We start from the raw sequence: 25,569 nt of genomic DNA on the forward strand, positions 1-25,569 counted from the left end.
GTCCCCACCCAGTCCGCCCGCCCCTACTAGTAAGTATCTGTGTAGAGAGACGGCATAGCCTGCGTGGGGAGTGCTGGGGTGCACACAGCGAGGGCAGAGGTTAGCGCAGGCTAGCCTCTGCCCTCGTCTTATCTATAGCCTCCATCTGATCCCCGTACCTACCTATACCTAAGGAGCACACCCCCATACGAGCGAAATCACTACTTGTAGGTATTTCATAGGGCTAGGGGGTAGAGTACCTTTGCACCAGCTAGCTGTGTGTCTGTATTGCTATGGATCATAGGACAGACACCGGAGCCCTTGTATATGGAATAAATACGATAAACGATATACCGCAGATGAGAGATAAGAAGAGGCCTTGGCTAAGGCGCTGGCTTGGGATCATCGGGATTGTCCTTGCCCTGATCCTTGCCGTCGGCAGTTACTTCGTGTGGAGACACTATGGAGCTACCACACGCATTGCCCTAGTGAACTTCCCAGGATACCTCTCCTCGGGGATTATCCTTTCGAATGAGAATTCTCATGTCCGATACGATGAGCTGAAGGCCGAGGAGCTAGACCGCTTCGGGAGCTATGACTGTGTCCTAGCCTTCGGAATGGGGCTCAAGTGGAACGAAGAGCAGCGAGCCGAGATCAAGAAGCAGGGTAAGAAGGGTCTCCCCCTACTCGTCCTCTATGCCACAACGGAGGAGAACGAGATCAACACCCTCGGCGACCGCCATGCCCAGAAGATCAACGAATATATGGGGAGCGGCAATAGGAAGAACTACCGTAGCCTGGCGAACTACATCCGCAAGTATGTCGATGGCAAGAAGTGGTTCGCCCCCCAGCCAGACTCCGTAGCCGAGAGCTCCACCGAGGTATACTATCACATCGACGAGGAGGTCGCCTTCGAGAAGCTCGCTGACTATGAGGCCTACATGAAGAAGAACGGCTTCTATCACGAGGGAGCGAAGAAGGTGCTGATGATCGGTGGACTCAACGACCCTTTCAGCGGGAATAAGCAGAACCTCGACAGTATCATCATGAGCCTACATCGCTCTGGGCTCAATGTCTATCCCGTGACGAGTTTCACCGACCGCCTGCGCTTCCTGCAAGAGGTCTCTCCAGACCTCGTCCTACACTTCCCACACGGACGTATCTCTATGGGTGGGGGCGAGGCTGTCGTCGAGTATCTACGTGAGCGCAATATCCCCGTCATCGCCCCTCTAACCCTCATGACCAGTCAGCAGGAGTGGGAGGAGGATGCTCAGGGGATGATGGGGGGCTTCCTCTCCCAGACGATCGGGATGCCCGAGCTAGATGGAGCCGTCTACCCCTATGTACTGACCACTCAGGAGGAGAACAAGCAGGGACTCTATATGCTCCGTGCGATCCCCGACCGACTAGAGAAGCTCACTAGGCTCGTCCATAGCTTCCTCAGTCTAAAGACCAAACCCAATAGGGAGAAGCGACTCGCGATCTACTACTTCAAGGGCCCCGGCCAGGAGACCCTCACCGCTCAGGGGCTAGAGGTTGTCCCCTCGCTCTACAACCTCCTCCGTCGCCTCCAGTCTGAGGGCTATGACCTCACGGGGCTCCCCGGGGACGTCAAGACCTTTGAGCGTCAGCTCATGACCGAAGGCCCCGTGATCCAGTCCGTAGCAGGAGGACAGATGGAGCAGTATCTAGCCCACGGACATCCCGCCTGGGTGAAGAAGTCCGACCTAGAGCAATGGATCCAGCAAGACCTGAGCCCTAAGCAGATCAAGGAGCTCAAAGAGACCTACGGAGACGTACCCGGCCAGTACATGACCCGCACCGCAGGTGGTGCACCTGAGCTGGCTACGACACGTATCCAGTATGGCAATGTCGTCCTCCTTCCTCAGCCCGTAGCTGGTATCGGCAGTGACAACTTCGCCATCGTCCATGGAGCAGCCTCCCCACCACCCTATCCCTACGTATGTGCCTACCTCTGGGCTCGGCATGCCTTCCAGGCTGATGCCATCATGCACTTCGGCACACACGGTAGCCTAGAGTTCACTCCACAGAAGCAGGTAGCCCTGAGTAACCATGACTGGGGGGATGCCTTGATCGCTCCTCTACCACACTTCTACTACTATACTATAGGTAATGTCGGGGAGAGTATGATGGCTAAGCGTAGATCATATGCCAGCCTCATCTCCTACATCACCCCACCCTTCGATGAGAGCAAGACCCGCCACACCTTCACTGCCCTCCAGGAGGCTATCGAGAAGTATTATGAGCTCAAGGATCCTACTGCCAAGGATCGGCAGAGCCTAGAGGTCAAGAAGCATACCGTCGGCCTAGGCCTACACCGAGAGCTACGCCTAGACTCTATACTCACCCAGCCCTACTCGGCCAAGGATGTCGAGCGTATCGACAACTTCGCCGAGGAGATCGCCTCCGAGAAGGTCAATGGCACTCTCTATACGACAGGAGAGGCTTACGCACCCGCCAAGGTGACCTCCACCGTCGTGGCGATGAGTGCTGACCCGATTGCCTACGCCAAGGCTCGACTGGATCGTATGCGCTCCACCAAGCACGAGGACAATACCAGCAACAAGCATCTCTTCTACAAGCAGTACCTACATCCTGCCCAGCAGCTCGTCCTACGTGTCCTCTCCTCCCAGTCCATCAGCCCGAGTCTGGTACTCACCTATGGAGGGATCACGCAGACCGAGCTCGACGAGGCACACAAGATCTGTGCCCCCAAGAAGCGAGGCGGGATGAAGCCTGATATGAAGTCTGGCATGAAACCTGGGATGAAGCCCGACCAGCCTGGGAAGCCGACAGACAAGCAGCCCACCCATACTCCGCAGGATCCTACTGCTAAGAACCCCATGGGTATGGGCAAGGCCATTAGCCAGAGCCAACAAGCTCAGGGAGGTACTCAAGCTCATCCTCAAGCCCCTGCACAGGGAAAGAGTGCAGGCCAGCACCCCGAAGACGCTAAGAAGGGGATGATGAAGGAGAAAGAAACGGAGAAAGAACCCAGCAAGCAGGAGCGAGACAAGGCGGAGGCAATCACCGACCTAGAGCGAGCCCTCAATGGGATCTTGGCCAACCATAAGGCGATCATCGAGAGCCCCCGCCTAGAGCTAGATGCTACGATCAATGCCCTCAATGGGGGCTTCACCGCGCCCTCCTCAGGCGGCGATGCTGTGGCCAATCCACAGGCCGTACCGACAGGTCGCAACCTCTACTCCGTACGGGCAGAGAGTACCCCTTCGCAGCGAGCCTGGAGCCAAGGTGTCCAGCTGGCTCAAGCCACACTGAAGGCCTACAAGGAACAGCACGGCAAGTATCCCACGAAGGTGAGCTATACCTTCTGGAGCAGTGAGTTTGTAGAGACCGAGGGAGTCACGATTGCACAGGTACTCTATATGCTGGGTGTAGAGCCCGTACGTACACAGTTTGGCTCGGTCGAGGATGTCCGACTGATCCCGACCTTGGAGCTTGGTCGCCCTCGTATCGACGTGGTGATCCAGACCTCTGGACAGTTCAGAGACCTCGCAGCCTCACGCCTAGCTCTCATCACCAAGGCCGTTGAGCTCGTTGCCAGCCAAGGCAAGGAGAGCGAGGAGAACTACGTCGCCCAAGGATCTATCAATACAGAGAAGGAGCTCGTCGAGCAAGGCCTCTCCCCCAAGGAAGCCCGTGCTCTGGCCAACGTACGTATCTTCGGTGGTATCAACGGCATGTATGGTACGGGGATCCAAGAGATGGTCACCGCTGGAGACAAGTGGGAGCAGGAAAAGGAGATCGCCGATGTGTACCTCAACAACATGGGAGCAGCCTACACGGGGAAGAAGGAGGACTGGGGACGCTTCGTCAAGCCCCTCTTCCGTGCGGCGCTCAAGAACACCGATGTGGTGATCCAACCCCGACAGAACAACACCTGGGGCGCCCTCAGCCTAGACCACGTCTACGAGTTCATGGGCGGGCTAACCTTATCCGTGCGTAACGTCACCGGCAAGGATCCCGACACCTATCTGGCAGACTACCGCAACCACAGCCACATGCGCATGCAAGACCTCAAGGAGGCTATCGGTGTAGAGAGCCGTGCTACCGTCCTCAACCCCGAGTACGTCAAGGAGGCCCTCGCAGGTGGAGCCAATAGCGTAGCGAATATCACCGAGGTCGTCACCAACACCTATGGATGGAACGTCATGAAGCCCGAGGTCATCGACAAGGAGCTCTGGGATAACCTCTACGATATGTACGTCCGTGACATACATGGGCTAGGCGTCACACAGGCCTTCGAGGGGAAGAGCCCTGCTGCGCTAGAGGAGCTCACCGCAGTCATGCTCGAGACGGCACGCAAGGGGATGTGGCAGGCCTCACCTGAGCAGCTCTCTACCCTAGCCGCTCGGCATACCGAGCTAGTAGCCAAGTACGGCCCCTCTGGGGGTGGGATGACGACAGAGAACCACAAGCTCCGTGACTTCATCGCACAGCATGTCTCCCCCGAGACAGCCAAGCAGTACAAGGGCTCTATGCAGCACCTAGACCAAGGCTCTGACGCTAATGCCTCTACTCAGGATGGTGTGGTGATGAAGCGAGAGACCGTCTCCGACAGCACAGGCTCGGTGACCAAGAGCTTCAGTGGGCTCTATGTCGTGGCAGGGGTAGCCGTCCTCTTCGTCATCCTACTCGTCGTCCTGAGGATCAAGCGCCGCAGAGATGCCGAGTAAGTCCTATCGTCCCTAGCTACAACTGCGATGGAACTAGTCGTACAGATCCTCATGCTCTTCATCGTCGTAGGGACGGCTGTCCGTCTCTCCTTCGAGCGAGTCTGGGTCTCCCTCCTCTTTGGCCTAGTAGCTGCTGCCTTCGTCTACCTCACATACCCTCTGGCGATCGAGCAGACCAAGGCAGGACTAGCAGGCTACATCGCTGACCGCTCCCTGAGAGAGTACGCAGCTATCTTCATCTCTCTGGAGGTGGCGTTACTCGTCGGTTACAGCTTCTCTCGCCTTGAGCTCCCTCGTACGAAGCGAGCTAGGCTCATCGCCCTCGGACTAAGACTCTACCCTGGGCTACTTATCTTCCCTGTCCTCTTCTACCTACAGTCTACGCTCATCTTCGCCCTACCGGGGGTAGACTTCGGTATCGTCTCACTCCTTCTAGCCCTGAGCAGTCTTCTACTACTCGTAGGCCTAGGCTACCTCATGCGTTATCTCCTCCCCGAGGAGGAGCTTCGCCTAGAGGTGTACTTCCTCGTGCAGCTCTTTGTCTTCATCCTCGGTATCATCGCCTCGGTGGAGGAGACGATACGGACGGCACCCACAGAGAGCCCGATCGAGTGGCGGGGGCTAGTCCTCACTCTAGGAGTAGCTGGTCTATGCTTCATCCTAGGAGCTTTCGCACAGCGTATCAAGCAATATCTTAAGCATAAATAATACGACGAGATGGATCAGATCTCAAAAGTCCTCTTTACGATTGCCAATAGTCTGCTCATACCAGACATCCTCTTCCTCATTCTGCTCTTCATCCGCTCGCTACTGCTTGTCGGGAGCTTCTACAATAGCTTCATGCAGCGTAGGCACATCGCTACTCTACTAGGAGACACTCGCCAGCTGACTGTAGAGCGCTTAAAGGAGCTAGCAGAGAAGCTTCCTCATAAGAACCGCTCCCCCTTCGTAGAGTACCTCGATGACCTTATCAAACGCGAGGGACTCACCGAGGATTACGTAAACTTCCAGCTCAGCAACTACGAGAACCTCTGCGAGAAAGACCTTACCCTCTCCAAGCTCTTGACCAAGATAGGCCCTGTCCTAGGGCTCGTAGGTACACTGATCGCTATGAGTCCAGCCCTCGTAGGTCTATCCTCTGGGGACATCGGAGCGATGGCATACAACATGCAGGTCGTCTTCGCCACTACCGTCGTCGGGCTCGTCATCAGCCTCGTCGGGCTGATTACCCTCCAGTACAAGCAGCGCTGGTACACACGAGACGTGAATATCCTCGAGTACGTATCCTCACTCCTCCTCGCCTCAAAGACCAAGTAGTATGGCACGTAAAGCCCGCCGCCTCAAAAAGCTCATGCAGGGCGAGGACACAGACCCGCTAACCGTCGTAGTCAATCTCTTCGACGTAGCGATGGTCTTCGCTGTCGCCCTCATGGTCGCTATGGTCATGAATATGAATATGACCGAGATCTTTACTCAGGAGGACTTCTCCATAGTGAAGAACCCTGGGAAGGACAACATGGAGATCATAACAAGGTCTGGGAATAAGATCGAGCGATATACCCCCTCTCGGGAGAAGAGTGACAAGTCCAGCTCACGTGGACGCCGTGTAGGTGTCGCCTATGAGATGGAGGATGGCAATGTCTACTACGTCCCCGAAGAGGCAATGCCCGAGGAGAAGAAGTAGCGGTACGGGAGGGGTCCCGCTAGTCTCCCTCGTATATCTAGGGATAGGTGATGGGGGCCGAGACCTTGATGTATCCCCTTCCCTCTCCTCCCTATATCTACAATGCGATCTGGCTAGAGCTTCGGATGGAGCTCTAGCAGATACTTGGCTCCCTTAGCTCCGCTCATGGGGCTATGCTCTGTCCCGTAGATGGGGACATAGTACTCTTCAGACAGAGAGTTACATTCTGAAGGAATAATCCTTCACAAGACAAGATAGTCAGAGCCCACTCTAGTCATCGTCTCAGAGGATGCATATCATCGGTCATCCTAGAGTCAGAGGGGAGCATATCCGTATCCCCGCTATACAAACAAGCTTTACATCTATGAAGAAGCCTATACTACCGCTCAGCCTTGGCCTTAGCCTTGGCCTTAGCCTAGTCCTAGCCTTCACCTCGGGCACCTCTGATCTACGAGCAGAGGGCACGACCTCTACGCAGCGACCTATGACCTATACGCTCACTGGGGTAGTCGTAGATAGTTCTGGGAGCCCTCTAGTAGGCGCAGCTGTACGGGCTGCGGGGCTGAAGACTTCGACTGATGGAGAGGGGCACTTTACCCTACATCTGGGCTCCCGCCCTGCGTCCTCTGGGATTACGGTACGAGTCTCCTACCTCGGGATGAAGACCCGAGAGGTCACCTACCGAGGCCAAGCCCTACGCATCGTCCTCAGCGAGGACACGCAGCAGATAGGTGAGGTAGTCGTCACAGCTCGTCCCAATATCAACGCTATCGACCTGCGCTCCCGCTCTGGTGTCGTGGCGGAGGTGGACATGAAGCAGCTCCAGCAGAAGCCCATGATCGACCTTGCCCTTGCCCTACAAGGGTCTGTCCCTGGGCTCACAGTGATCAGTCGAGGAGAGCTGGGGGAGAAGCCCGAGATACGTATCCGAGGGAACAACTCCTTCGTCAAGGGAGATCTAGCCAACGAGCCTTTGTATGTCCTAGATGGTAAGATTATCTCCCCCCAAGCCTTCATGACCCTCAATCCCCTAGACATCCGTGAGATCAAGGTGCTCAAGGATGCTGTAGCGACCGCCCTTTACGGGATCAAGGCCGCTAATGGAGTCCTAGAGATCTCCTCCCGCCGAGGTGCGACTGGGCCGATGAGTATCAGCTTAAGCTCCAGCCTAGGGGTTACCCTCAGAGGTAGACAGACGACCACGATGATGCGTACCGAGGAGAAGCTAGAGATCGAGCGACGCATGCGAAATGTGAATACCCCAGGCTATCTCTTCTCCTCTGACTTCATCAGTACAGCCACACTCAGTGACCTGCGGCAAGCCTACCAGTCGATCCTCGGTATTGCTCCTACCTGGACTCGAGACGAATACTTAGCCTACGGGGCACGACAGCTAGACTCCCTGAGACGCATAGAGACCGACTGGTGGAAGCTACTCATTCGCCCCAACACCTACCAAAGCCACAACCTCAGCCTACGGGGAGGAAGCAAAGAGGTGACCTACTATGTCTCGGGGAACTTCACCCGGCAGGGCGGACAGCTGGAGGGTAACGACACCAAGCGCTTTGCCCTAGCCAATAGCTTAGACTGGCAGAACAAGATCGGCTTTATCTCCCTAGGGCTAAGCGGGGGATATGCCAAGACGAACAGCCCTAACAGCAGCAACTACTCTCCCCAACAACTCGTCTACGACCTCAACCCCTACGAATCAAAGGACTCTCCCATCCTCTTCTCCCACCTAGGGCGTAGGTATCAGGATCTAACCAACCAATTCCGACGCTGGAGCAAGGAGGTTCGCTTGGGCTCTAGCCTAAGTGCCAACCTCCATCCGCTACAGGGGCTACAGTTGGATGCCATCCTAGGCATTGACTACGTACTGAGTGAGAGCGAACAGATCACTCCTGCGACAGCCTACGACGAAGTAACCCGACGCAAGCCTACCGAACGAGGGGTCATCACCGTGGGGAAGAACACGGACTTCAACTACTCAGCCAACCTACGTGCGACCTACACCAAAGTCTTTGCAGACAAACACGACCTGAGTATCTCTGCCAATACCGACTATTACTACAACGAGGGTCGCATCCTCAGCGTCACGGGGCACGGCATAGGGCGACAGGAGTATCTAGCTGGAGTGAATAAGGGCCTGACTAGCTCCGACCTACGCCCTGACTTCAGTGGTACGAATACGACCTCGGCACAGATGGGCTTCGGACTCGCACTAGGATATACCTACGATAGCTGGATCGATCTCTTCGCTGCCTACAAGGCGGATGCCTCTAGCCTCCTCCCCCGAGACAAGCGCTGGAACACAGCCTGGGCACTAGGGGGCGGACTCCATCTGACACAGCTCATCCCCCAGCTGCGTGAGGGGAAGGTCATCACGGGGCTTAACCTCAAGGCTTCCCTAGGCCTCACGGCTAGCCTCGGTGGGATCACCTCGGCCTCAGCCGTGCCGATCTTCTCCTACCAGCAGTCGAGCTTCTATGCAGAGCAATATCGACTCATCCGTCTATCGGCCATGTACAATGAGCGACTCAAGGCCGAGCAACTCCAGAGCATCGACCTCGGGCTCGGGATACAGATCGCTGGGGCACACTCTCTAGACCTCAACCTCTATCTGCGGGATACCAAGGATGCCCTCCTAGAGCGAGAGATCCCCTCCAGCAACGGCTTCTCCTCCATGCTTGACAATGTCGGGAGCCTACGCAACGAGGGTATAGAGCTATCGGCTAGCTCACGCATACTCAATAGTGGAGACTGGCGACTGGGCCTACGTGCTTCCCTCGCATATAACCGCAGTAAGGTGCTTGATCTCTACGGCAAGCAGGTAATCTATACGAATAGTGATAACATCATACCCGACTACGAGGTAGGCAAGCCCTACGACTATGTCTACGGGCTAGATGCCCTCGGGGTGCACCCACTACGAGGGGAGCTGATGTTCCGTGACCAAAAGGGGCAGGAGCAACCCTTCTCGAAGGAGATCAAGAGAGAGGACCTCATCCCCCTTGGCTTCCGAACCCCACCCTATACCGGATCACTATCATTATCGCTAGGCTATGATGCGCTGGAGCTAGAGGCACAGCTCTACTATGTCTTTGGTGGGATCAAGAGCTACTCTATGACCTACGTCCGAGGTATCGGGAGCATTAACAAGAATGCGATCCGAGGGCAACTCGAGCGTACCTGGTTTGCCCCTGGAGACGTAGACAAGCTCTATCCATCGCCACAGAGTGGTACACAGACCTACAACAACCTCTCCAGCTATCCCAACACGAGAATGATTGCCAAGAGCGACTACCTACGCCTCTCTATGCTCAGTCTACGCTATCGCCTACCAGCTCGTCTCCTAGCTCAGACCTCGGGGATCGTCAAGTACGCCTCCGTCGCCCTACAGGGCTCCAATCTCTTCACCCTCTCTCCCTACAAAGGTGGGAGCCCCGAGTCCGGTATCTACGACCTAGGGGTACAGCCAGTGCTCTCCCTCAATATCAACCTCAGCTTCTAGCCCTATGTCCCAGTGTCTACGTGCCCTACGTCAAGTCCTCCTCATCCTAGGGCTCTGCTCTTGTAGCCTCGATATCCCCGTAGAGAACGAACTGACTGACCCCAACGCGATCACGTCGGTGCAGACAGCCTACGAAGCCCTCTCCTCGGCCTACACCTCCTACCCCAAGGAGGCCTACCACCTCAGTCTCCTCTCGGACGACTTCGTACCTACCTTCACGGCGTCGCAGGACCCCAGCTCCTACCGCCTCTATAGCTATACCGAGTCTGAGCTACAAGAGCTGGCAGAGGGTCTCTGGAGGAGCTACTATGAGGCCATCCGTGACCTCAATGCCGTACTCACTCGGCTCCCAGCCCTGCGCCCCACCCTCTCCACCCAAGAGCAACACCAGCTTGACTATCTAGAGGCCGAGGCCAAGACGCTGAAGGCTCTATGCTACCTAGAGCTCCTGCAGCTCTTCGCCACCCCCTATAGCGACACGGCACATCCTGCCGGTATCATCCTCAAGGATCGTGTAGAGCGTGAGGAGCTCCCCCGTAGCCCCAAGGCCGAGGTCGCCGATAGGATCAAGGCGCTCCTTACCGAGGCCATCACGGCCTTTGCCTCCTCGGGGACTCCAGCCCATGGCTCTGCTCCAGGCTTCCTAGGTCGGCAGGCTGCGAAGGTTATCCTTGCACGCCTCTGCGTCTATCAGGGCGACTGGAGCGGGGCTGAGGAGGCTACTTCGGGGCTCACCTCCGGGCAGATCACTAGGTCACTCATCCCAGAGCAGATAGCGGACTGGAGGAGTGGCGACCAGAGGTTTGCCCTCTTTGTCAGCACCATACCTAGTAGTTACTTTAGTCGTATCTACCTACAGGAGTCCAACAAGAAGGGCAGCCTTGCCTACCAGCTCCCTCGGAGCCTATACCTAGAGACGGGAGACCTACGCCGTCGTAGCTATGTAGTAGATAGTACCCTCGTCGTAGATGCTACCACGACCCGCGCCCTGCAGCTCCCAGGCAAGTACGTACAGCTCATCCTCGAGCGGAACAATCCCACACAGGCCTATGTCGTGCGTCGCTCCGAAGTGGTCTTCCTACGTGCCGAGGCACTCGCTAGGCTAGGGAAAGAGGACGAGGCTCGTACACTCCTCAATACCTACCTCTCAGCCTGCCACGCTACTCCCATAGCCTCCAGCCACACAGGGACGCAGCTATTAGAGGATATACTTCATGAGAAGCAACGGGAGTTCGCAGGTGAGTCACTACGCTTCTACGATCTCAAGCGGCTCGGCCTACCTATCGTCCACTATAGCCCCAACGAGGTACGTATCAGCCTCACGATCCCGGCTGATAGCTACAAGCGTACCCTACCCATCCCTCCCTCCGAGCGGTCCAACTCTCGCATAGGGACACAGAACCCCGGCTGGCCCAATAATCTTCACCAGCCCTAACGCCCTCATTAGACCTATTGGACTTATTAGACCTATTAGACTTACTATCCCATCACCCCCATCCCCCCCCTACAATGAATATGACTAGACCGATCACCACCGTCCTGTATACCCTACTGGCACTACTCTCCCTAGCTCTGACCTCCTGTCGCAAGGACTCTCCCTCGCCCAATAGATACACAGGTCAGGATAAGGTATACCTCTCCCTAAGTGATGGGACGAGGTCGGGTACGATCTCCAGCCTAGAGACTCGTCCTATCCGTGTCCTCATCCGACTGACGCGTCCCGTAGAGAGCCCTCTGACCCTATCCTTTAGGCTAGAGGGATCGGCTGCTCCCTCTCTTAGTCTCTCCACTCAGACGGTGACCATCCCTACGGGTTCCTTCGAAGGGGAGCTATCTATCACGCCCCACTTCAAGGTCTTGACCGAGCCCCTCGAAGCGACCCTACACGTCACCTCCCAGCTCCCATCAGATGGCGACCTAACCCTACGAGTCACTCCCATTAGGTCCTGGAACCCCACTCCTGAGCAAGAGAAGCTCATCGCAGGCTATAGGGCCAAGGGGATTGACCTCTCCCGTGTACTGGGCTTCCATGTGGTCTCGGGGACAGTTGCCTTTGCGGGCTTCGGGGACTATGATTATGGGCCCGAGGGGGCACCTCTCAGGGAAGAGCTGATGCGCCTCTCCAGTGAGATCATGCGTGTAGAGCTCAGCCAGCGGGCTACGGCAGAGCGTCCTATCCTGACCTTCTCCTACAATGCCTTTGGGCTCAATGCTATCCTCAGGCGTATCTGGTATGCGATGTCTATCGATAATGACTTCGAGTTCCGCAAGCAGGAGGAGTCTATGGCCGTCGCTCGTGAGATCGGCTGGGAGCGTGATAGCCCTGAGACCTTCAACGTCACGCTGGACAACATCCGTCTGGAGGGAGGACAACTCGCCTACACAGGGCCTCGCTCCGAGGGTATCCCGAGGGACTTCCCCTTCCTCGTCCAGGGGCTCTATACCTCTGATCCTATTGTTGTCCCCTTCAGCTACGAGACCTCGATCCTTGACCGAGTCCTAGCCGAGATCAAGCGTACTCCTACCTTCCTCGACAGGGTGACACAAGTCAATGGCTTCAACCTCTACTCATTACTTAGCAATACGGGGATCGACGAGGACCACTCGGAGAGTATCGGCGGGAGGACTGGGAGCTATATCGCCCCTCAGGGTACGATCGACCTCAAGACGGGGCGAATGACCTTCACCTTCCCCCTCCACGTGGAGAACTCCGACCACTATACCATCGTCCGAGTGACCACCGAGCCCAAGAAGTAGCACCTATCCCCCCTTCCCCTCCCCGAGGAAGAGAATAAGAGAGACGCACCACAGTGGAGACCCCGATACGGTCTTCACTGTGGTGCGTCTCTCTTATAATAGATGGGAGGGGCTACCTAGGGCTCGTCTCCTCCTCCCCCCTCACTCTGAGGGGGGAGGAGGAGAGTGTTAGGCTAGAGGATGTTCAGTACCTGCTCCTTGATCTGCTCCAGCTCGTCCTTCATCTGGACGACGAGCTGCTGCATGGTGGCATGGTTGCTCTTGGAGCCCATGGTATTGATCTCACGCCCGATCTCCTGAGCGATGAAGCCGAGGGTCTTACCCTGCCCTGGGGTAGGCTGATCTAGTACCTCTAGGAAGTAGCTGAGATGATGTGCTAGACGGGACTTCTCCTCATTGATGTCTAGCTTCTCTATATAGAAGATCATCTCCTGCTCTAGACGGGAGCTATCGTAGCCCCCGGCAGGGGCTATCTTCGTAAGCCCCTCCTCCAGACGCTGACGGATAGCGGCGATCCGCTCTGCCTCGGGGATGGTGATCCTACCTAGGAGCTCGGAGATCTTAGCGATACGAGTAGCACATACCTCGTAGAGCATCCGTCCCTCCTGCGCTCTGAAGGCATTCAGTGCCTCTACTGCCTGTCGGGTAGCAGTGCGTACTACCTCCCATTCCTCCTTGCTCACCTCGCTAGTGCGTGCACTCTCGCTATCCATGACTCCGGGGAGGCGTAGGAGCGAGACGAGGTCAATGGGGGCATCGATCCCGAGCTCAGACTGGATCGTGCGGAGCTGGTGTACGTAGCCATGCAGAGCCTCCTTGTTGATCGGGGCTGCATTCCCCTCCAGGGCATCATCCTCCATCGTGATGGAGATGTCTATCTTGCCCCGCTGTAGACGATCAGCCACTAGGGCTCGTAGCTCCAGCTCACCCTCACGGTAGGCAGGGGCTATACGTACGGAGAGGTCGGCTTGCTTGCTATTGAGAGACTTGATTGCGACGGTGATGGTGCGGGTATCGAAGCGAGCCACAGCCTTCCCGAAGCCGGTCATAGAGTATATCATATAACTGTCCTATTTTCTATACGGACAAACATACGAAATATATACGAAAAGACACATATCTAGGCATTCTTTCCCTCTGTGTACCCTAGAGGGAGACGATCCTAGACCTCCTGCTCCTACATACGACGTAGCCCCCCTAGCCTCATATCTATGAGGCTAGGGGGGCTACTATATAGGGGGGGTATAGGGACTATTTCGTGGGATACTCTACCGCTACACCCTTGCCCTCTCGAGGAAAGTACTTGACCCGCCACCCCTTGTGCTGTGCCAAGCGGATACTCTCCGTGGAGACGACGTTCCCGTCTCCACGCTCATCATAGAGGATGAGCTCCCCACTCTGACCGGGGGTAAGAGAATTGATGAGCGTCACTAGTGAGGTCTCGGAGAGCTTGTTCCGATAGAGGTGTAGGAGGATAAACCTTTGGGCGGGATGTACGTTCAGCTTCGTCAGCTGATTGCCGAAGCAGACTAGCTTCTGGAGTCGCTCGCACCCGTTCACGTCGAGGGTGGTGAGGTTATTCTCCGAGACATAGAGCTCCGTGAGGGCAGGACACCTATCGAGCTCCAGCTCTGTGAGCTGGTTTGTCCCGCAGGCAAGCTCGGTGAGCACGCTGTTGGCTCCTAGACGGAGCTCCTTCAGAGCATTCTGGTAGCAGGATAGGCTCTTTAGGTGGGTATTCCCACTCGCATCTAGGGCTGATAGGCTACTAGCGTAGCAGCCGAGCGCCGACACCTCGCCGTAGATCGTGATCACGGGGGACTCTATTTCTCGGGCTGAATAGCGGTAGCTCATCGCTCCGAAGCGGTCGATCTCCTCCCCCTTGTCCTTACGAGCGTTATTGTTGAGGTCTACCCATACATCCTTACGCTTGTCCTGTGGGGCATCGACCCAGAAGCGGATCTTCTCTCCCCGTGCTCTCTCGGTGAGGAGGACTAGGTGGGGCTGCTGCTCAGCTAGGACTGGCCGAGTAGTCCAGCCCTCGAAGCGGGGCTTGGGCTTGGGCTTTGGCTCGGGCTTAGGCTGAGGTACTGGAGGATCGATTAGTTTGGGTGGAGTGACGACCCCGAGGTCGGGCTTAGGCTCCTCGGGGGTTCGTCTTCTCTGGGAGCAAGAGACACTCACGAGGGTAAGGAGGAGGGTGGCAGAGAGAGCTACGAGGGCTCCCCTCCTCCCGTGGTGTAGGTAATTCGTATCCATAAGTTGTACTTGTATGAGTGGAGTATACAGTGTGGGTAAGCTATGAAACTACCTTCCAGCCACGAGGGTCTGACTCGTTGCGTGAGTATTCGTAGCGGAAGGCCGTCAGCTGGCTATTGTCCTGAGCACCATCGGCAGCCCCCTGCCTACTCTTCCCGAAGCGAAGAGCATAGCCCACGTGTCGGCCTGGGGAGAAGAATGTCTCGTCGTACAGCTTCGTCACTCCAGAGAGTGTTACCCGCTCGGTATAGGACAGGTGCCCCCCTCGACCATAGCTGTAGGTAGCGTGGTAGGGGAAGAGTGCTCGGAGCTCCAGCCGTGTAGGGACACGGTAGCCTACCACACGGATGGCCTGTGCCTCGGCGAAGGTGAAGAAGCCAGAGGCTCCGGGGGCATGAGTCGTCGCAAGGTGCTGCCCATCGGGGGCGACATTGTATGGGGCGAAGAGCTCAGTGACCATCTGTGGACGTGGCCCTGTGATAAAGAACTCGTAGCTACGGGCACGCCCCGTCAGGGTATCTCGCACCGAGAGTAAGGTCGTACCATAGGCAAGCCCCGTGACGGAGAGCTTGCCATCGGTGATCGTGGCCGAGGCGACCTGATCATTGGTATTCATCGTGAGGGTGCAGGAGCGGAAGACACCCTGATCAAAGGTGCGTGTCTGCCCGACTAGTAGCGGGGACTCCTGCACACGAGCCCTCGGGGGGGCAGGAGGGGTAGGTGATGGGATCTGGGGGGGCTCAGAGCTACAGGCACCGAGCAGGGTGCCAAGGAGTGCACTGAGGGAGGCTAGACGGAGGAGTCTCGGGAGACTCACTGTAAGATAGGTTTTGTTCATAATGGGCTTATCGGGGAGTATCCTAGAGTATCCTAGTGAGTCCTCCCCTCCAAGAGGTTATTGATGAAGTCTGGGAGCAGGAGGAGTGGTCTATCCCCGAGCCCCCGAAGTGTCAGCACAAAGGTAAGGCTTTTGGGGCAATCTGTACATCGTATCTACGGCATATCCTATCTACGACCTGAGGGGGCGGAGTATAGGCGACCACCCTCCTCCACTAGGTGTGGAGGGCGACTCTGTGTGCACGTCCCCCCCCTAAAAAGAGGAGGAGCAGGTACATCCCTGCACCTGCCCCTTGAAAAGCATAACATAACTAAAAAGAACAGCGTTCTATGAGCGAAACTTCTGTCTATGAGTCATTATTTCGTCGCCTCGATGTGGATGGTCACCCGCTGGTTCGCATCCGCAAGAGCCTTCAGTACGCGGTAGGCTGGATCTTGCTCCGTACCCCCAGAGAGCTTGTAGGCTGCAATGAGGAAGGAGTAATACCACCCGGGGATGGAGAGCTCCGTCCTCAGTTGCTTTCCCGATAGGGTCACCTGTCCGACGGGTATCTCCTTGGGTACAGCGGAGATGTTCATGGAGAGCGTACCGGTGGCACTGACCCTCAGCTCGCCAGCCTGGGTCTCCTTGCTGGGGAAGGTCTTACCCTCCTTGTTGGCCAGCTGATACTTGCCCTTCTCGACCTTGATGGTGTGGATCGTACCGAGCTTCAGTAGCGCCTTCCCGAGGAAGAGCTCCTGGAGATCGACTTCGACCCCCTCGAAGGAGAACTTGCTGGGCTCTGTCTTCACTTGGGTGACGGTATAGTCCCCATCGAAGGGATAGGGATTCTCTGGCTTCTTCTCGTCACAAGAGACCGCTACGGCGAGCGTAGTGATACCGAGCAGAAGCGTGTGGATCATTTCTCTTAGTCTCATTTGTCTTCAGTATTTAGTAGCTAATGTGCTCGTTTTGCCTTGGGGCTTCGTGGTGGTACTACAAAGGTAACAATATCTCCATATGTCGTATCCCCCACCTCTCATCATGCTCTACTCCAACGAACTAATAGGGAGGCCAGAGGTAGGATGTGGGGGACTCAGCCTCGGATATTGACACGCTCCCCATCCTCCTCTCCCCGTCCTCCTCTCCCTAAGAGTACCTATCTATGCCCGAGCGATGTGCCCATACCCGAGTGGGGTGCTTACAGACAAGCCCTACAGCGATGATACTTAGAGCGAGGCAGTGTACACGCGTGTACACTGTGGTGTACCCACGTGTACACAGAGGTATACTCACGTGTATACTTTTCCCTCCTAGAGTATGGGGGGATGCTGGGTAAGTCGATACCTAGGGGTAGAGGTCGCCGTCCCGTGTACATGCGCCTTGACTACCCTAGTCTCAGCCTCTAGGGATTACCTGAGCCAGAGCTAGGGGGAGCGGTAAGCTAGCCCTCTCCCTACTAATCGCTACTATCCACCCTATACTCGACAAAATATTTACACCGAGCGTACAATGGGGTAAATAAGTAAAAGAAAGGCACTTGTGTAGCTACATAGCCCCACTCCCCATAGGGGGTACGATGGGGGATGTTGCAGGAATGAGGATATTGTATTACCTTTGCAGTCGCAAGACAGGTGAGACAATACTCTTCCTTAGCTCAGTTGGTTAGAGCATCTGACTGTTAATCAGAGGGTCCTTGGTTCAAGCCCAAGAGGAAGAGCGACTAGGTATTTTGCAAGGAATTCACCACAACACGACGCCCCCACAGCTAGTCTACTAGCTATGGGGGTTCTTATTTTCTTTGTGGAAAGCCTGGACAATCCTTACACACTACACACTCTTTGACTCCGCCCTTTCCCTAGCCTGGGTAAGGGTGCACGTATCACCTCCTCCTCTATAATAACATGAGCCAAGACACTCACTCGTGGCAAACAGCGAGTCTACCCCACCCCTCCCCACCCAGAGTTCACCATCTCCCAGAGGCCACCATAGAGAGATAATAGGATGAGGTACGGAGCTCTCGGGAAAGCCCTCCTCGAGATATGAGCTAGCGACTAGACATTGGAGCTAGGGGGAAGACACGAATGGGCATTAGGGACGAGAGGATGTGCGCAGATATATAGAGAGAGCCCCATGCTCAGGGTAGGTCTAAGACCTACTCCGAGCGTGGGACTCTCTTGTCTCCGAGGGGGCGGGATACGCTCCCTCGGTGGACTATGGGGGGATAGACTAGAGGTAGCGGTGCAAGAGCCCGCCTCCCATCCTAGACAATCTTACCAGTCCCCCAGTCATCGTCTGTATCGGGGTCCTCGATATCCCCTGAATAGGAGAAGCCGACGAGGAAGTGGAGGGTCTGTGGAAGCTCGAAGGGGCAAGCCTCAGGAGCTTGGTAGGGTTCCTTATGTAGCTTATTCATCTTTGTCTTTTCTTAATCGGGAAACATATGATGTCTCAGTAAGCTTGGCCCCTAGGGCTCAGGCTGCCAGTTGCGAGCTGGGTCACTCGTCCACTTCTTGTAGAACTCAAAGTCCTTCGTATGGTTAGCGACAGTCATAGGCAGAGCCGTGCCACGGCCGTACTGGTTATACGTGATATTGAAGATGGGGTAGTAGACCTTACCCTCCATGTTCTTATTCGTCTTCGTCATCTCGTAGCCTCTGTAGTAGAAATACCCTTCCTTGTTTTGCTTGTAGCCTCCCGTTCCCTGAGAGTAGGTATTCCCCGTATAGAAGCGGGCGGGCTTGGCAGCCGTAACGGTGACAGACCCCCGGTCATCAGCTAGAGGGAAGTAGAGAGCCACAACGGTCTCCCCTACCTGAGGATACTTGGATGGAGTGGGCTGAGGACTCTTGGGGGCAATGCTCGCCACAGCATCACTGCCATTGATCTGAGCCTTCAGGTAGTTGTAGTGCTCTCCGTCCCAACGATGAACTGAAGGTCCAGGGAGGAAGGTCTCTGTATTATGGTCGTAACGGAATCCGTTGCTCCCTTTCTTTTCATAGAAGGAGAACTTCCCATCAGAGCTAAACTCGTGGTATAGCTTATTTACGGGAGAGAGTCTCTCGGAGAGGTGGATAGCGATGTTCAGATTAGGACGACGAGTCCGATACTGCTTGCCGTTAGCATCAAAGACTGGCCTTGTATGATACTGCCCATTTGAGATTCCATCAGGCTCACGCTTATAGACATACTCAGGGAAGTGGTTGTAGACACGGATCATCATCAGATATCCCATCATGCGGAACTTGATCCTGCGATCCCCTTCGATACCGACCTCATAGTGCTTTCCCTTCTTATCTATACGCCATTCGAGCTTATTGGCCTCGCTCTTGATGAGGAGGAAGTTATTGGGGAGTGCAGCACCCTGTTGCCAGCTGTCGATACGATGGGCACCAGGATTGATGTAGGTAGCTATAGCTGGATCAGTCTCCGACACAGACTTGATGCCTATGAGGATTGAGATATAGCTATCCCTCATTCTCTTTTGGATCATCCGCCTAAATATGGCCTTCTGGTTCGCTGTGCCTTTGAAGTTTTCGTCAATAGCCTCATCGTAACTAAGGCTCTTGCCATCATTAGAGATCTTGAGCGGAGTCCAAAAGGCAACACGCTCATTCGCAACATTATCGTAGATATAGGTGAGGGCGTACACCCGAGGTGCACCCGAGGCATCCGTAGCATCGGCGAGGGCCCTTAGATCCACAAACTTGTTATTAGCTGCTCCGGGATTGATGATTGCAGATGCTCCTTTAGCTTCCCCTGCTTCATCAGGGGCACCAGCTACTTCCTCGAAGGGAGCAACCTCAGCCGTGAAGCTGACACGCAGACCATCCTCCGAGCCTGATCCCTTGGTGAGATCGACAGGAGCGTCCTGCTGCTTCTCTGGTTCAGGCTCTACTGAGGGGGTAACAGGGGCCTCCTTGGTGCAGGAATAGAGTATCCCTCCTAGAGCAAGCAGGATAAATAGCTTTTTCATTCGTTAATCTTTAACTTGGTTTAAAATGACAGGATAGAATGTGCTGTGTAGACGATACGACTACACAGGAGAGAGAGATGACACCTACTAAACCCTTCCCTTACTAGGGAAGCAATGAGGTGTATCTGGCGGTAATAAGCCCATGGCGATCAAGCCTATAGGGCGGTAACGAGTCCACACCCTAGGGTGGGGACATATGCCCAACTACTATCCCCCCCTTTGAGGGTGTTGGGAGACAATCTTTTTACGCTCAAATTTAAAGAAAAATAGAGAAGAAAACAAATCTCTACAAAGAATGCCCGTATACAGAGGATACTTGATAAAAACACCAATCTTATTTTACCTTTTCTCCTCTAGGGTTTCCCTCACTTAGCTCCCCGATCCTCCTAATGCCACCCACGCTCTCCGCAGGTTCGCACTCCCATGCGACCGATACAAACGACCACGCCCCCGACAGCAGCTTGGCTGTCGGGGGCGTGATATTATTCTCTCGGGAGATTACTTGGAGATGATGCCGTGGGAGGCTCTGAGGAAGGCTATCACCTGGCGTATCTCAGGGCCATCAGGTACCTGCTCCTCGATCTGAAGGATCGCATCATAGAGGCTGACCTTGCCATTGAAGACCAGGCGGTAGGCCATCGCTAGGTGACGCTGCGTGCGTTCGTCTATCCCCCCGACCTTGGCGAGCATCCCCGCATGGATCCCCGCATAGGTCGCGGGGTTGTCCTTGACCGTGATGTAGGGAGGGATATCCTCGCCGAAGCGACAGCCCGTGAGGATGAAGGCCAGATCCCCGATGTGACATTGGGGCTTGGCCGTGACGTTGCTACTGAAGATCGTCTTAGAGCCGATCGTGCAGTCACAGGCGATCTTCACGGCATAGCCGAAGACGTTGTGGTCACCGATCACACAGTTGTGTGAGATGTGCGTCCCCTCCATCAGGATGTTATGATCTCCGATCTGAGTAGAGACCGTAGGGAGCGAGGAACGGCTGATGACGACATTCTCTCGGATGACGTTGTGATCTCCGATGACAAGACTAGAGGTGCCCCCCTGCCAAGAGAAGTCCTGAGGGGAAGCTCCGAGGACAGCATTCTGGTAGATCGTATTCCCCTGCCCGAGGCGTGTGCCGCTCATCAGGCTGACGTGGGGATAGATCACACAGTCGTCGCCGATGACGACATCATCCTCTATGTAGGCAAAGGGGTAGACCCTCACACGCGCTCCGATCTGGGCACCGGGAGCTATATAGGCTTGTGGACTGATCATAGTGTATCCGCTTGACAAGGGAGATTAGTTGGTGCCTCCACCGAGGGCATTATAGAGATTGACGACCGCCTGCATCCTGCTGAAGCTATCCTGCACGAGCGAGAGCTGCGCCTGCAGGAGAGACTGCTGGGCAGTGATGACCTCGAGGTAGGAAGAGGCCTTCCCCGTCTTGAAGAGCATCTCGACGATCTCGACATTCTTCTCTAGGCTCTCCACCTGTAGGGTCTCTGCCTTGACCTTGGCCTCGGAGGCCTGGTAGAGTGCGAGAGCGTTGCTCACCTCTGCCCCTGCATTATAGAGGCTCTGCTGGAAGGCTAGCCGAGCCTTCTCCTCTTCGGCTTGGGCGACCCGAAGACCTGCGACGAGCTTGCCATGAGCAAAGAGGGGCTGCGCTAGCGAGCCTAGGGCAGAGGCGATGAACTTCATAGGGTTCGATACAGCCTCCCCTAGTGCTCCCGTCCAGCCAGCACTACCACTGATATTGAGCGAAGGATAGAAGGCAGCCCGGGCACTATTCGTCTGATAGTAGCAGCTGGCTAGAGCAAGCTCGGCGACACGCACATCGGGACGAGCCGATAGGAGCTGCACAGGCACCCCGAGAGCAAAGGAGCTAGGGAGCTGCTGAGCCTGGAGCGAGGAGCGGGGATAGGAGCGGGGAGACTCCCCGAGGAGCAGTGCTAGGGCATTCTCCGTCGTGGTGATTTGTCGCTTGATCTCGGGGATAGAAGCCTCGACAGCATGTAGGTTGGCCTGAGCAGACTGTACGGAGGACTCCATAGCTCGGCCGACCTCCTTCTGAGCCTTCATCACCTCTAGGGTGTGAGTAGCTAGCTCCGCAGCACTACGGCTGAGCTGGAGCTGTCGGTCGAGCATCAGGAGGGTATAGTAGCTATTGGCGACATTTGTGATGACCCGACTCCGTACGAGCTGCTGGTAGGCCTGTGCCCTGAGGAGCTGCACCTGTGTGGAGCGAGAGGCATTGAGGAGCGAGCCGAATAGGTCTATCTGCCAGCTAGCCTGCACCGGCAGGGTATAGCTGTAGGAGGCAGGAAGCCCCTCAGTCTTATTCGCGGAGATCGAAGGAGCCAGACTCAGCGAGGGAAGGAAGGAGAGGCGTGCAGACCGTAGCTGTGCCTCGGCCTGCTGCGTGGAGAGGTGAGCAGTGAGGAGGTCGACATTCTGCTGGAGCGCCTTCTCGATGAGCGCCTGCAGGTGTACATCGGTGAAGAGGCTACGCCAAGGCGTCTGACCGAAGGAGGTGGTATCTCGGCTCAGTGTATCGATCTGGTCACCACGATAGACTGAGGTCTGTATCGTGGGGCGCTGATACTTCCGATAGAGTCCACAGCCCGAGAGGGTGAGGACTAGGGCTAGGAGGGGCAGGCTATGCTTGAGCTTCATCTTGTGGAGCAGTCTTGGTGGTGTTGGAGAACTGGAGGACCTCGCCCGAGGGCTTCGAGGTGATGATGTCGTCAAAGCGCAGGGGCTTGAAGCGCTCCTGCAGTGTCTGGAAGACAACGAAGAGAGTAGGGACGATGAAGATCTGTAGGATCATCCCGATGAGCATCCCACCGACAGTACTTGCGCCGAGCGTGGAGTTCCCATTAGCCCCGACACCACTAGCGAACATCAGAGGTAGGAGACCGACAATCATCGCTAGCGAAGTCATCAGGATCGGGCGCAGACGAGCTACCGCCCCGAGGATAGCACTCCACGTGAGTGCCATACCCGTACGTCGGCGGTCGAGGGCAAACTCCACGATCAGGATCGCATTCTTAGCCAGCAGTCCGATGAGCATAATCAGAGCGATCTGCATGTAGATATTGTTCGTATGCCCAAAGATATTGCCGAAGAGGAAGGCACCAGCCAAGCCGAAGGGGATAGAGAGGATGACCGATAGGGGTAGGAGGTAGCTCTCGTACTGGGCACTGAGGATCAGGTAGACGAAGAGTAGACAGAGCCCAAAGATCAGCGCCGTCGTATTGGAGGACTGCTGCTCGGAGCGCGTCAGACCAGCATAGTCGTACCCGTAGCCAGCGGAGAGCGTGGTACCTGCGACCTCGGAGACAGCCTTTAGGACATCCCCGGTGGCATAGCCCTCGGCGGGCGAAGCCATCACGTCGATGGAGGTGTAGAGGTTGAAGCGATTCACACTCGCTGGGCCGTAGACCTTCTCGGTGGTGATGAAGGAGGTGATCGGAGCCATTGCCCCCGAGCTCGTACGTACATAGATATTGTTCAGAGCATTGATATCTAGTCGCTGCTCAGGCGGGGACTGTAGGAGGACTCGATAGAGCTTGCCATAGCTATTGAAGTTCGAGACGTACATTCCCCCGAAGTATCCCTGCAGGGTCGAGAGTACGGCCTGTGGAGTAGTACCAGAGCGCATCGTAGCCGAGACATCGACATCTATGACGTACTGTGGGAAGCTGGGATTGTACTGTGTCATCGCATAGGCTACCTCTGGACGTGCATTGAGGGCAGCGAGGAACTTCTGCGTCTCAGCAAAGAACTTGTCTAGTGATCCCCCAGACTTATCTAGCATCGTGAGTGACACCCCCGAGGCCATCCCATAGCCAGGCACCATCGGCGGGGTCATAGCCAGTACCGAGGCATCCTTGATCGTAGCCCCATAGGCAAAGAGCTTACCAGCTAATTGAGTTGTGCTATTGGAGCGCTCACTGAAGGGCTTCATACGGACGAACATCGAACCATAGTTAGATCCTGCTCCCCCCATGAGGCTAAAGCCCGAGATACTCATCACCTGCTCGACTCCATCCTGAGCCTTCGCCACATCGGCGACCTCCTTGAGGAGCATCTCAGTATTCTCTCGACTTGTACCTGGAGGCGTAGCGACAGTCACCATGACCGTACCTGTATCTTCACTCGGCACGAGTTCACTACTCGTCACCTTTATTAGGAGTACCATGACGATGATGCTCACGAGGACAATCAGCCCCGAGGTAACCTTGTGGCGGACGAAGAACTCTACCCCACTGCGATAGGGACGTAGGATGCGATTCTCATACACTGCATTGAAGGCTACATGGAAGCGGTCAATGAAGCTGAGTTTCTTCCCCTCGTGATCCTTGTTATGTGGCTTCAAGAAGAGGGCACAGAGCGTAGGGCTAAGAGTCAGGGCATTGACTGCCGAGATGACGATCGAGACCGCCATAGTAACCCCGAATTCACGATAGAACGTACCACTAATCCCCGAGATGAATGATACCGGCACGAAGACCGCAGCCATAACGAGGGTGATCGAGATAATAGCCCCCGATATCTCATGCATTGCATCAATACTCGCCGTACGAGCCGAGTCATACCCTTCATCAAGCTTAGCATGCACGGCCTCGACGACGACGATGGCATCATCGACAACGATAGCGATAGCTAGGACAAGGGCTGAGAGTGTGAGGAGGTTCAGTGAGAAGCCAAAGATCTGCAGAAAGAAGAATGTCCCTACAAGGGACACAGGCACAGCTATCGCTGGGATCAGTGTGCTACGGAAGTCCTGAAGGAAGATATAGACGACGATGAAGACAAGGAGGAAAGCCTCGAGGAGCGTCTGGATAACATGCCAGATGGAGGCATAGAGGAAGTCCGTGACGTCAAGCACATACGTCATCTCCATGCCGGGAGGGAAGTCCTTCTCGAGCTCCTTGATCTCAGCCTTGATAGCTGTAACGATGTCATTGGCATTGGAGCCTGCTATCTGCGAGACCATCCCAGTGACAGCTGGGCTACCATTAGAGAGTGAGTTGCTACTGTAGCTGAGGGATCCGAGTTCTATCTTTGCCACGTCCTTGAGGCGAATGATATTGCCCGAGGCTTCAGACTTGAGGATGATATTCTCGTACTCAGTGATGCTCTTTAGGCGCCCCTTGTAGCGAAGCGAGTACTCATAGGTGCGGTTACCGGACTCACCTAGGCTACCCGGTGCAGCCTCGAAGTTCTGCGCGGAGAGGATAGCTGACACATCACTCGGGACGAGAGAGAAGGCACGCATCTTGTCTGGGTCAAGCCAGAGACGCATAGCATAGGTATCCTGACTGAAGGTATTGGCAGAGCCTACACCTGGGACACGCTTCAGCGCCGGCAGGATATTGATGTCGGCGTAGTTCGCTAGGAACTGTGCATCGTAGCGTCCATCCTTGCTCGTCAGAGAGTAGACCATAAGCATGCTGGACTGGCGCTTCTGTGTCGTCACCCCGACACGTACGACGTCAGCGGGTAGGAGGGACTGCGCCTGCTGTACGCGGTTCTGTACATTGACGGCAGCCATATCGGGGTCAGTACCTTCCTTGAAGTAGACTGTGATGGATGCTCCCCCAGAGTTGGTCGCTGTCGAGGTCATGTAGGTCATACCTTCGACCCCATTGATCTGCTCCTCGAGAGGAATAATGACGGAGTTGAGCACCGTCTGGGCATCCGCACCTGCATAGGCCGTGGAGACCTGTACGGTAGGTGGAGCGAGATTGGGGTACTGCTCGATAGGCAGCTGTATGAGGCCGATGATCCCGAGTACGACGATGAAGATGGAGATCACCGTCGAGAGCACGGGTCGGTGAATAAATCTATCGAAATTCATAGCTCTGT

General features: G+C 55.6%; 16 protein-coding genes and 1 tRNA gene. 8 read left to right on the plus strand and 9 right to left on the minus strand.

Annotated features, from left to right (window positions below; all coding sequences use genetic code 11):
- The first annotated feature begins 338 nt into the window (after positions 1-338).
- From QZ170_RS03515 to QZ170_RS03545, 7 genes are all read left to right on the plus strand, one after another.
- A complete protein-coding gene (locus QZ170_RS03515; protein WP_297177159.1) occupies positions 339-4,697 on the plus strand; it encodes a cobaltochelatase subunit CobN in 4,359 nt (1,452 codons plus the stop codon).
- 27 nt (positions 4,698-4,724) lie between these two features.
- Positions 4,725-5,405 carry a hypothetical protein gene (locus QZ170_RS03520; protein WP_297177162.1) on the plus strand — a complete coding sequence of 227 codons (681 nt, stop codon included), beginning with the start codon at positions 4,725-4,727 and terminating at the stop codon, positions 5,403-5,405.
- Positions 5,406-5,414: 9 nt separating this feature from the next.
- Positions 5,415-6,014 (plus strand): MotA/TolQ/ExbB proton channel family protein, encoded by a 600-nt coding sequence (locus QZ170_RS03525; protein WP_297177164.1) that lies wholly within the window; start codon positions 5,415-5,417, stop codon positions 6,012-6,014.
- 1 nt (position 6,015) lies between these two features.
- Entirely contained in the window at positions 6,016-6,381 is a 366-nt protein-coding gene (locus QZ170_RS03530; RefSeq protein ID WP_297177166.1) for a DUF2149 domain-containing protein, read from the plus strand.
- Positions 6,382-6,745: 364 nt separating this feature from the next.
- Complete coding sequence (locus QZ170_RS03535) at positions 6,746-9,892, plus strand: SusC/RagA family TonB-linked outer membrane protein (protein WP_297177169.1); 3,147 nt, start codon at positions 6,746-6,748, stop codon at positions 9,890-9,892.
- A gap of 4 nt (positions 9,893-9,896) precedes the next feature.
- Positions 9,897-11,327: a RagB/SusD family nutrient uptake outer membrane protein gene (locus QZ170_RS03540; protein WP_297177172.1), complete on the plus strand. Its 1,431-nt coding sequence runs from the start codon at positions 9,897-9,899 to the stop codon at positions 11,325-11,327.
- A 74-nt stretch (positions 11,328-11,401) separates the two neighbouring features.
- Positions 11,402-12,649, plus strand: coding sequence for a DUF4929 family protein (locus tag QZ170_RS03545; RefSeq protein WP_297177175.1), 1,248 nt, complete (start codon positions 11,402-11,404; stop codon positions 12,647-12,649).
- A 173-nt stretch (positions 12,650-12,822) separates the two neighbouring features.
- Here QZ170_RS03545 and QZ170_RS03550 read toward each other — a convergent pair whose 3' ends face one another.
- From QZ170_RS03550 to QZ170_RS03565, 4 genes are all read right to left on the minus strand, one after another.
- Positions 12,823-13,710: a YicC/YloC family endoribonuclease gene (locus QZ170_RS03550; RefSeq protein ID WP_297177178.1), complete on the minus strand. Its 888-nt coding sequence runs from the start codon at positions 13,708-13,710 to the stop codon at positions 12,823-12,825.
- 190 nt (positions 13,711-13,900) lie between these two features.
- On the minus strand, positions 13,901-14,908 hold the full coding sequence (locus QZ170_RS03555) for a hypothetical protein (protein ID WP_297177181.1): 1,008 nt from the start codon (positions 14,906-14,908) through the stop codon (positions 13,901-13,903).
- A 40-nt stretch (positions 14,909-14,948) separates the two neighbouring features.
- Positions 14,949-15,746 (minus strand): hypothetical protein, encoded by a 798-nt coding sequence (locus tag QZ170_RS03560; RefSeq protein WP_297177184.1) that lies wholly within the window; start codon positions 15,744-15,746, stop codon positions 14,949-14,951.
- 356 nt (positions 15,747-16,102) lie between these two features.
- A complete protein-coding gene (locus tag QZ170_RS03565; protein ID WP_297177187.1) occupies positions 16,103-16,663 on the minus strand; it encodes a hypothetical protein in 561 nt (186 codons plus the stop codon).
- Between the two features lie 708 nt (positions 16,664-17,371).
- On the opposite strand from QZ170_RS03565, the gene QZ170_RS03570 reads away from it, so the two are divergent.
- Positions 17,372-17,445: transfer RNA gene (locus QZ170_RS03570), tRNA-Asn, on the plus strand.
- A 543-nt stretch (positions 17,446-17,988) separates the two neighbouring features.
- Here the strand turns inward: QZ170_RS03570 and QZ170_RS03575 are convergent.
- The 5 genes from QZ170_RS03575 to QZ170_RS03595 all read right to left on the minus strand — a co-directional run bounded on the left by QZ170_RS03575 (position 17,989) and on the right by QZ170_RS03595 (position 25,561).
- Positions 17,989-18,141 (minus strand): hypothetical protein, encoded by a 153-nt coding sequence (locus QZ170_RS03575; protein ID WP_297177190.1) that lies wholly within the window; start codon positions 18,139-18,141, stop codon positions 17,989-17,991.
- 51 nt (positions 18,142-18,192) lie between these two features.
- Positions 18,193-19,701 carry a hypothetical protein gene (locus QZ170_RS03580; RefSeq protein WP_297177193.1) on the minus strand — a complete coding sequence of 503 codons (1,509 nt, stop codon included), beginning with the start codon at positions 19,699-19,701 and terminating at the stop codon, positions 18,193-18,195.
- A 498-nt stretch (positions 19,702-20,199) separates the two neighbouring features.
- Positions 20,200-20,970, minus strand: a complete 771-nt coding sequence (lpxA, locus tag QZ170_RS03585; RefSeq protein WP_297177196.1) for an acyl-ACP--UDP-N-acetylglucosamine O-acyltransferase — start codon at positions 20,968-20,970, stop codon at positions 20,200-20,202.
- A 24-nt stretch (positions 20,971-20,994) separates the two neighbouring features.
- Entirely contained in the window at positions 20,995-22,371 is a 1,377-nt protein-coding gene (locus tag QZ170_RS03590; protein ID WP_297177200.1) for an efflux transporter outer membrane subunit, read from the minus strand.
- Positions 22,355-25,561 carry an efflux RND transporter permease subunit gene (locus tag QZ170_RS03595; protein WP_297177203.1) on the minus strand — a complete coding sequence of 1,069 codons (3,207 nt, stop codon included), beginning with the start codon at positions 25,559-25,561 and terminating at the stop codon, positions 22,355-22,357. The genes QZ170_RS03590 and QZ170_RS03595 overlap by 17 nt, the downstream gene beginning before the upstream one ends.
- Between the last annotated feature and the right edge of the window lie 8 nt (positions 25,562-25,569).

Source organism: uncultured Porphyromonas sp., from assembly GCF_905372525.1.
Taxonomy (GTDB): Bacteria; Bacteroidota; Bacteroidia; order Bacteroidales; family Porphyromonadaceae; genus Porphyromonas.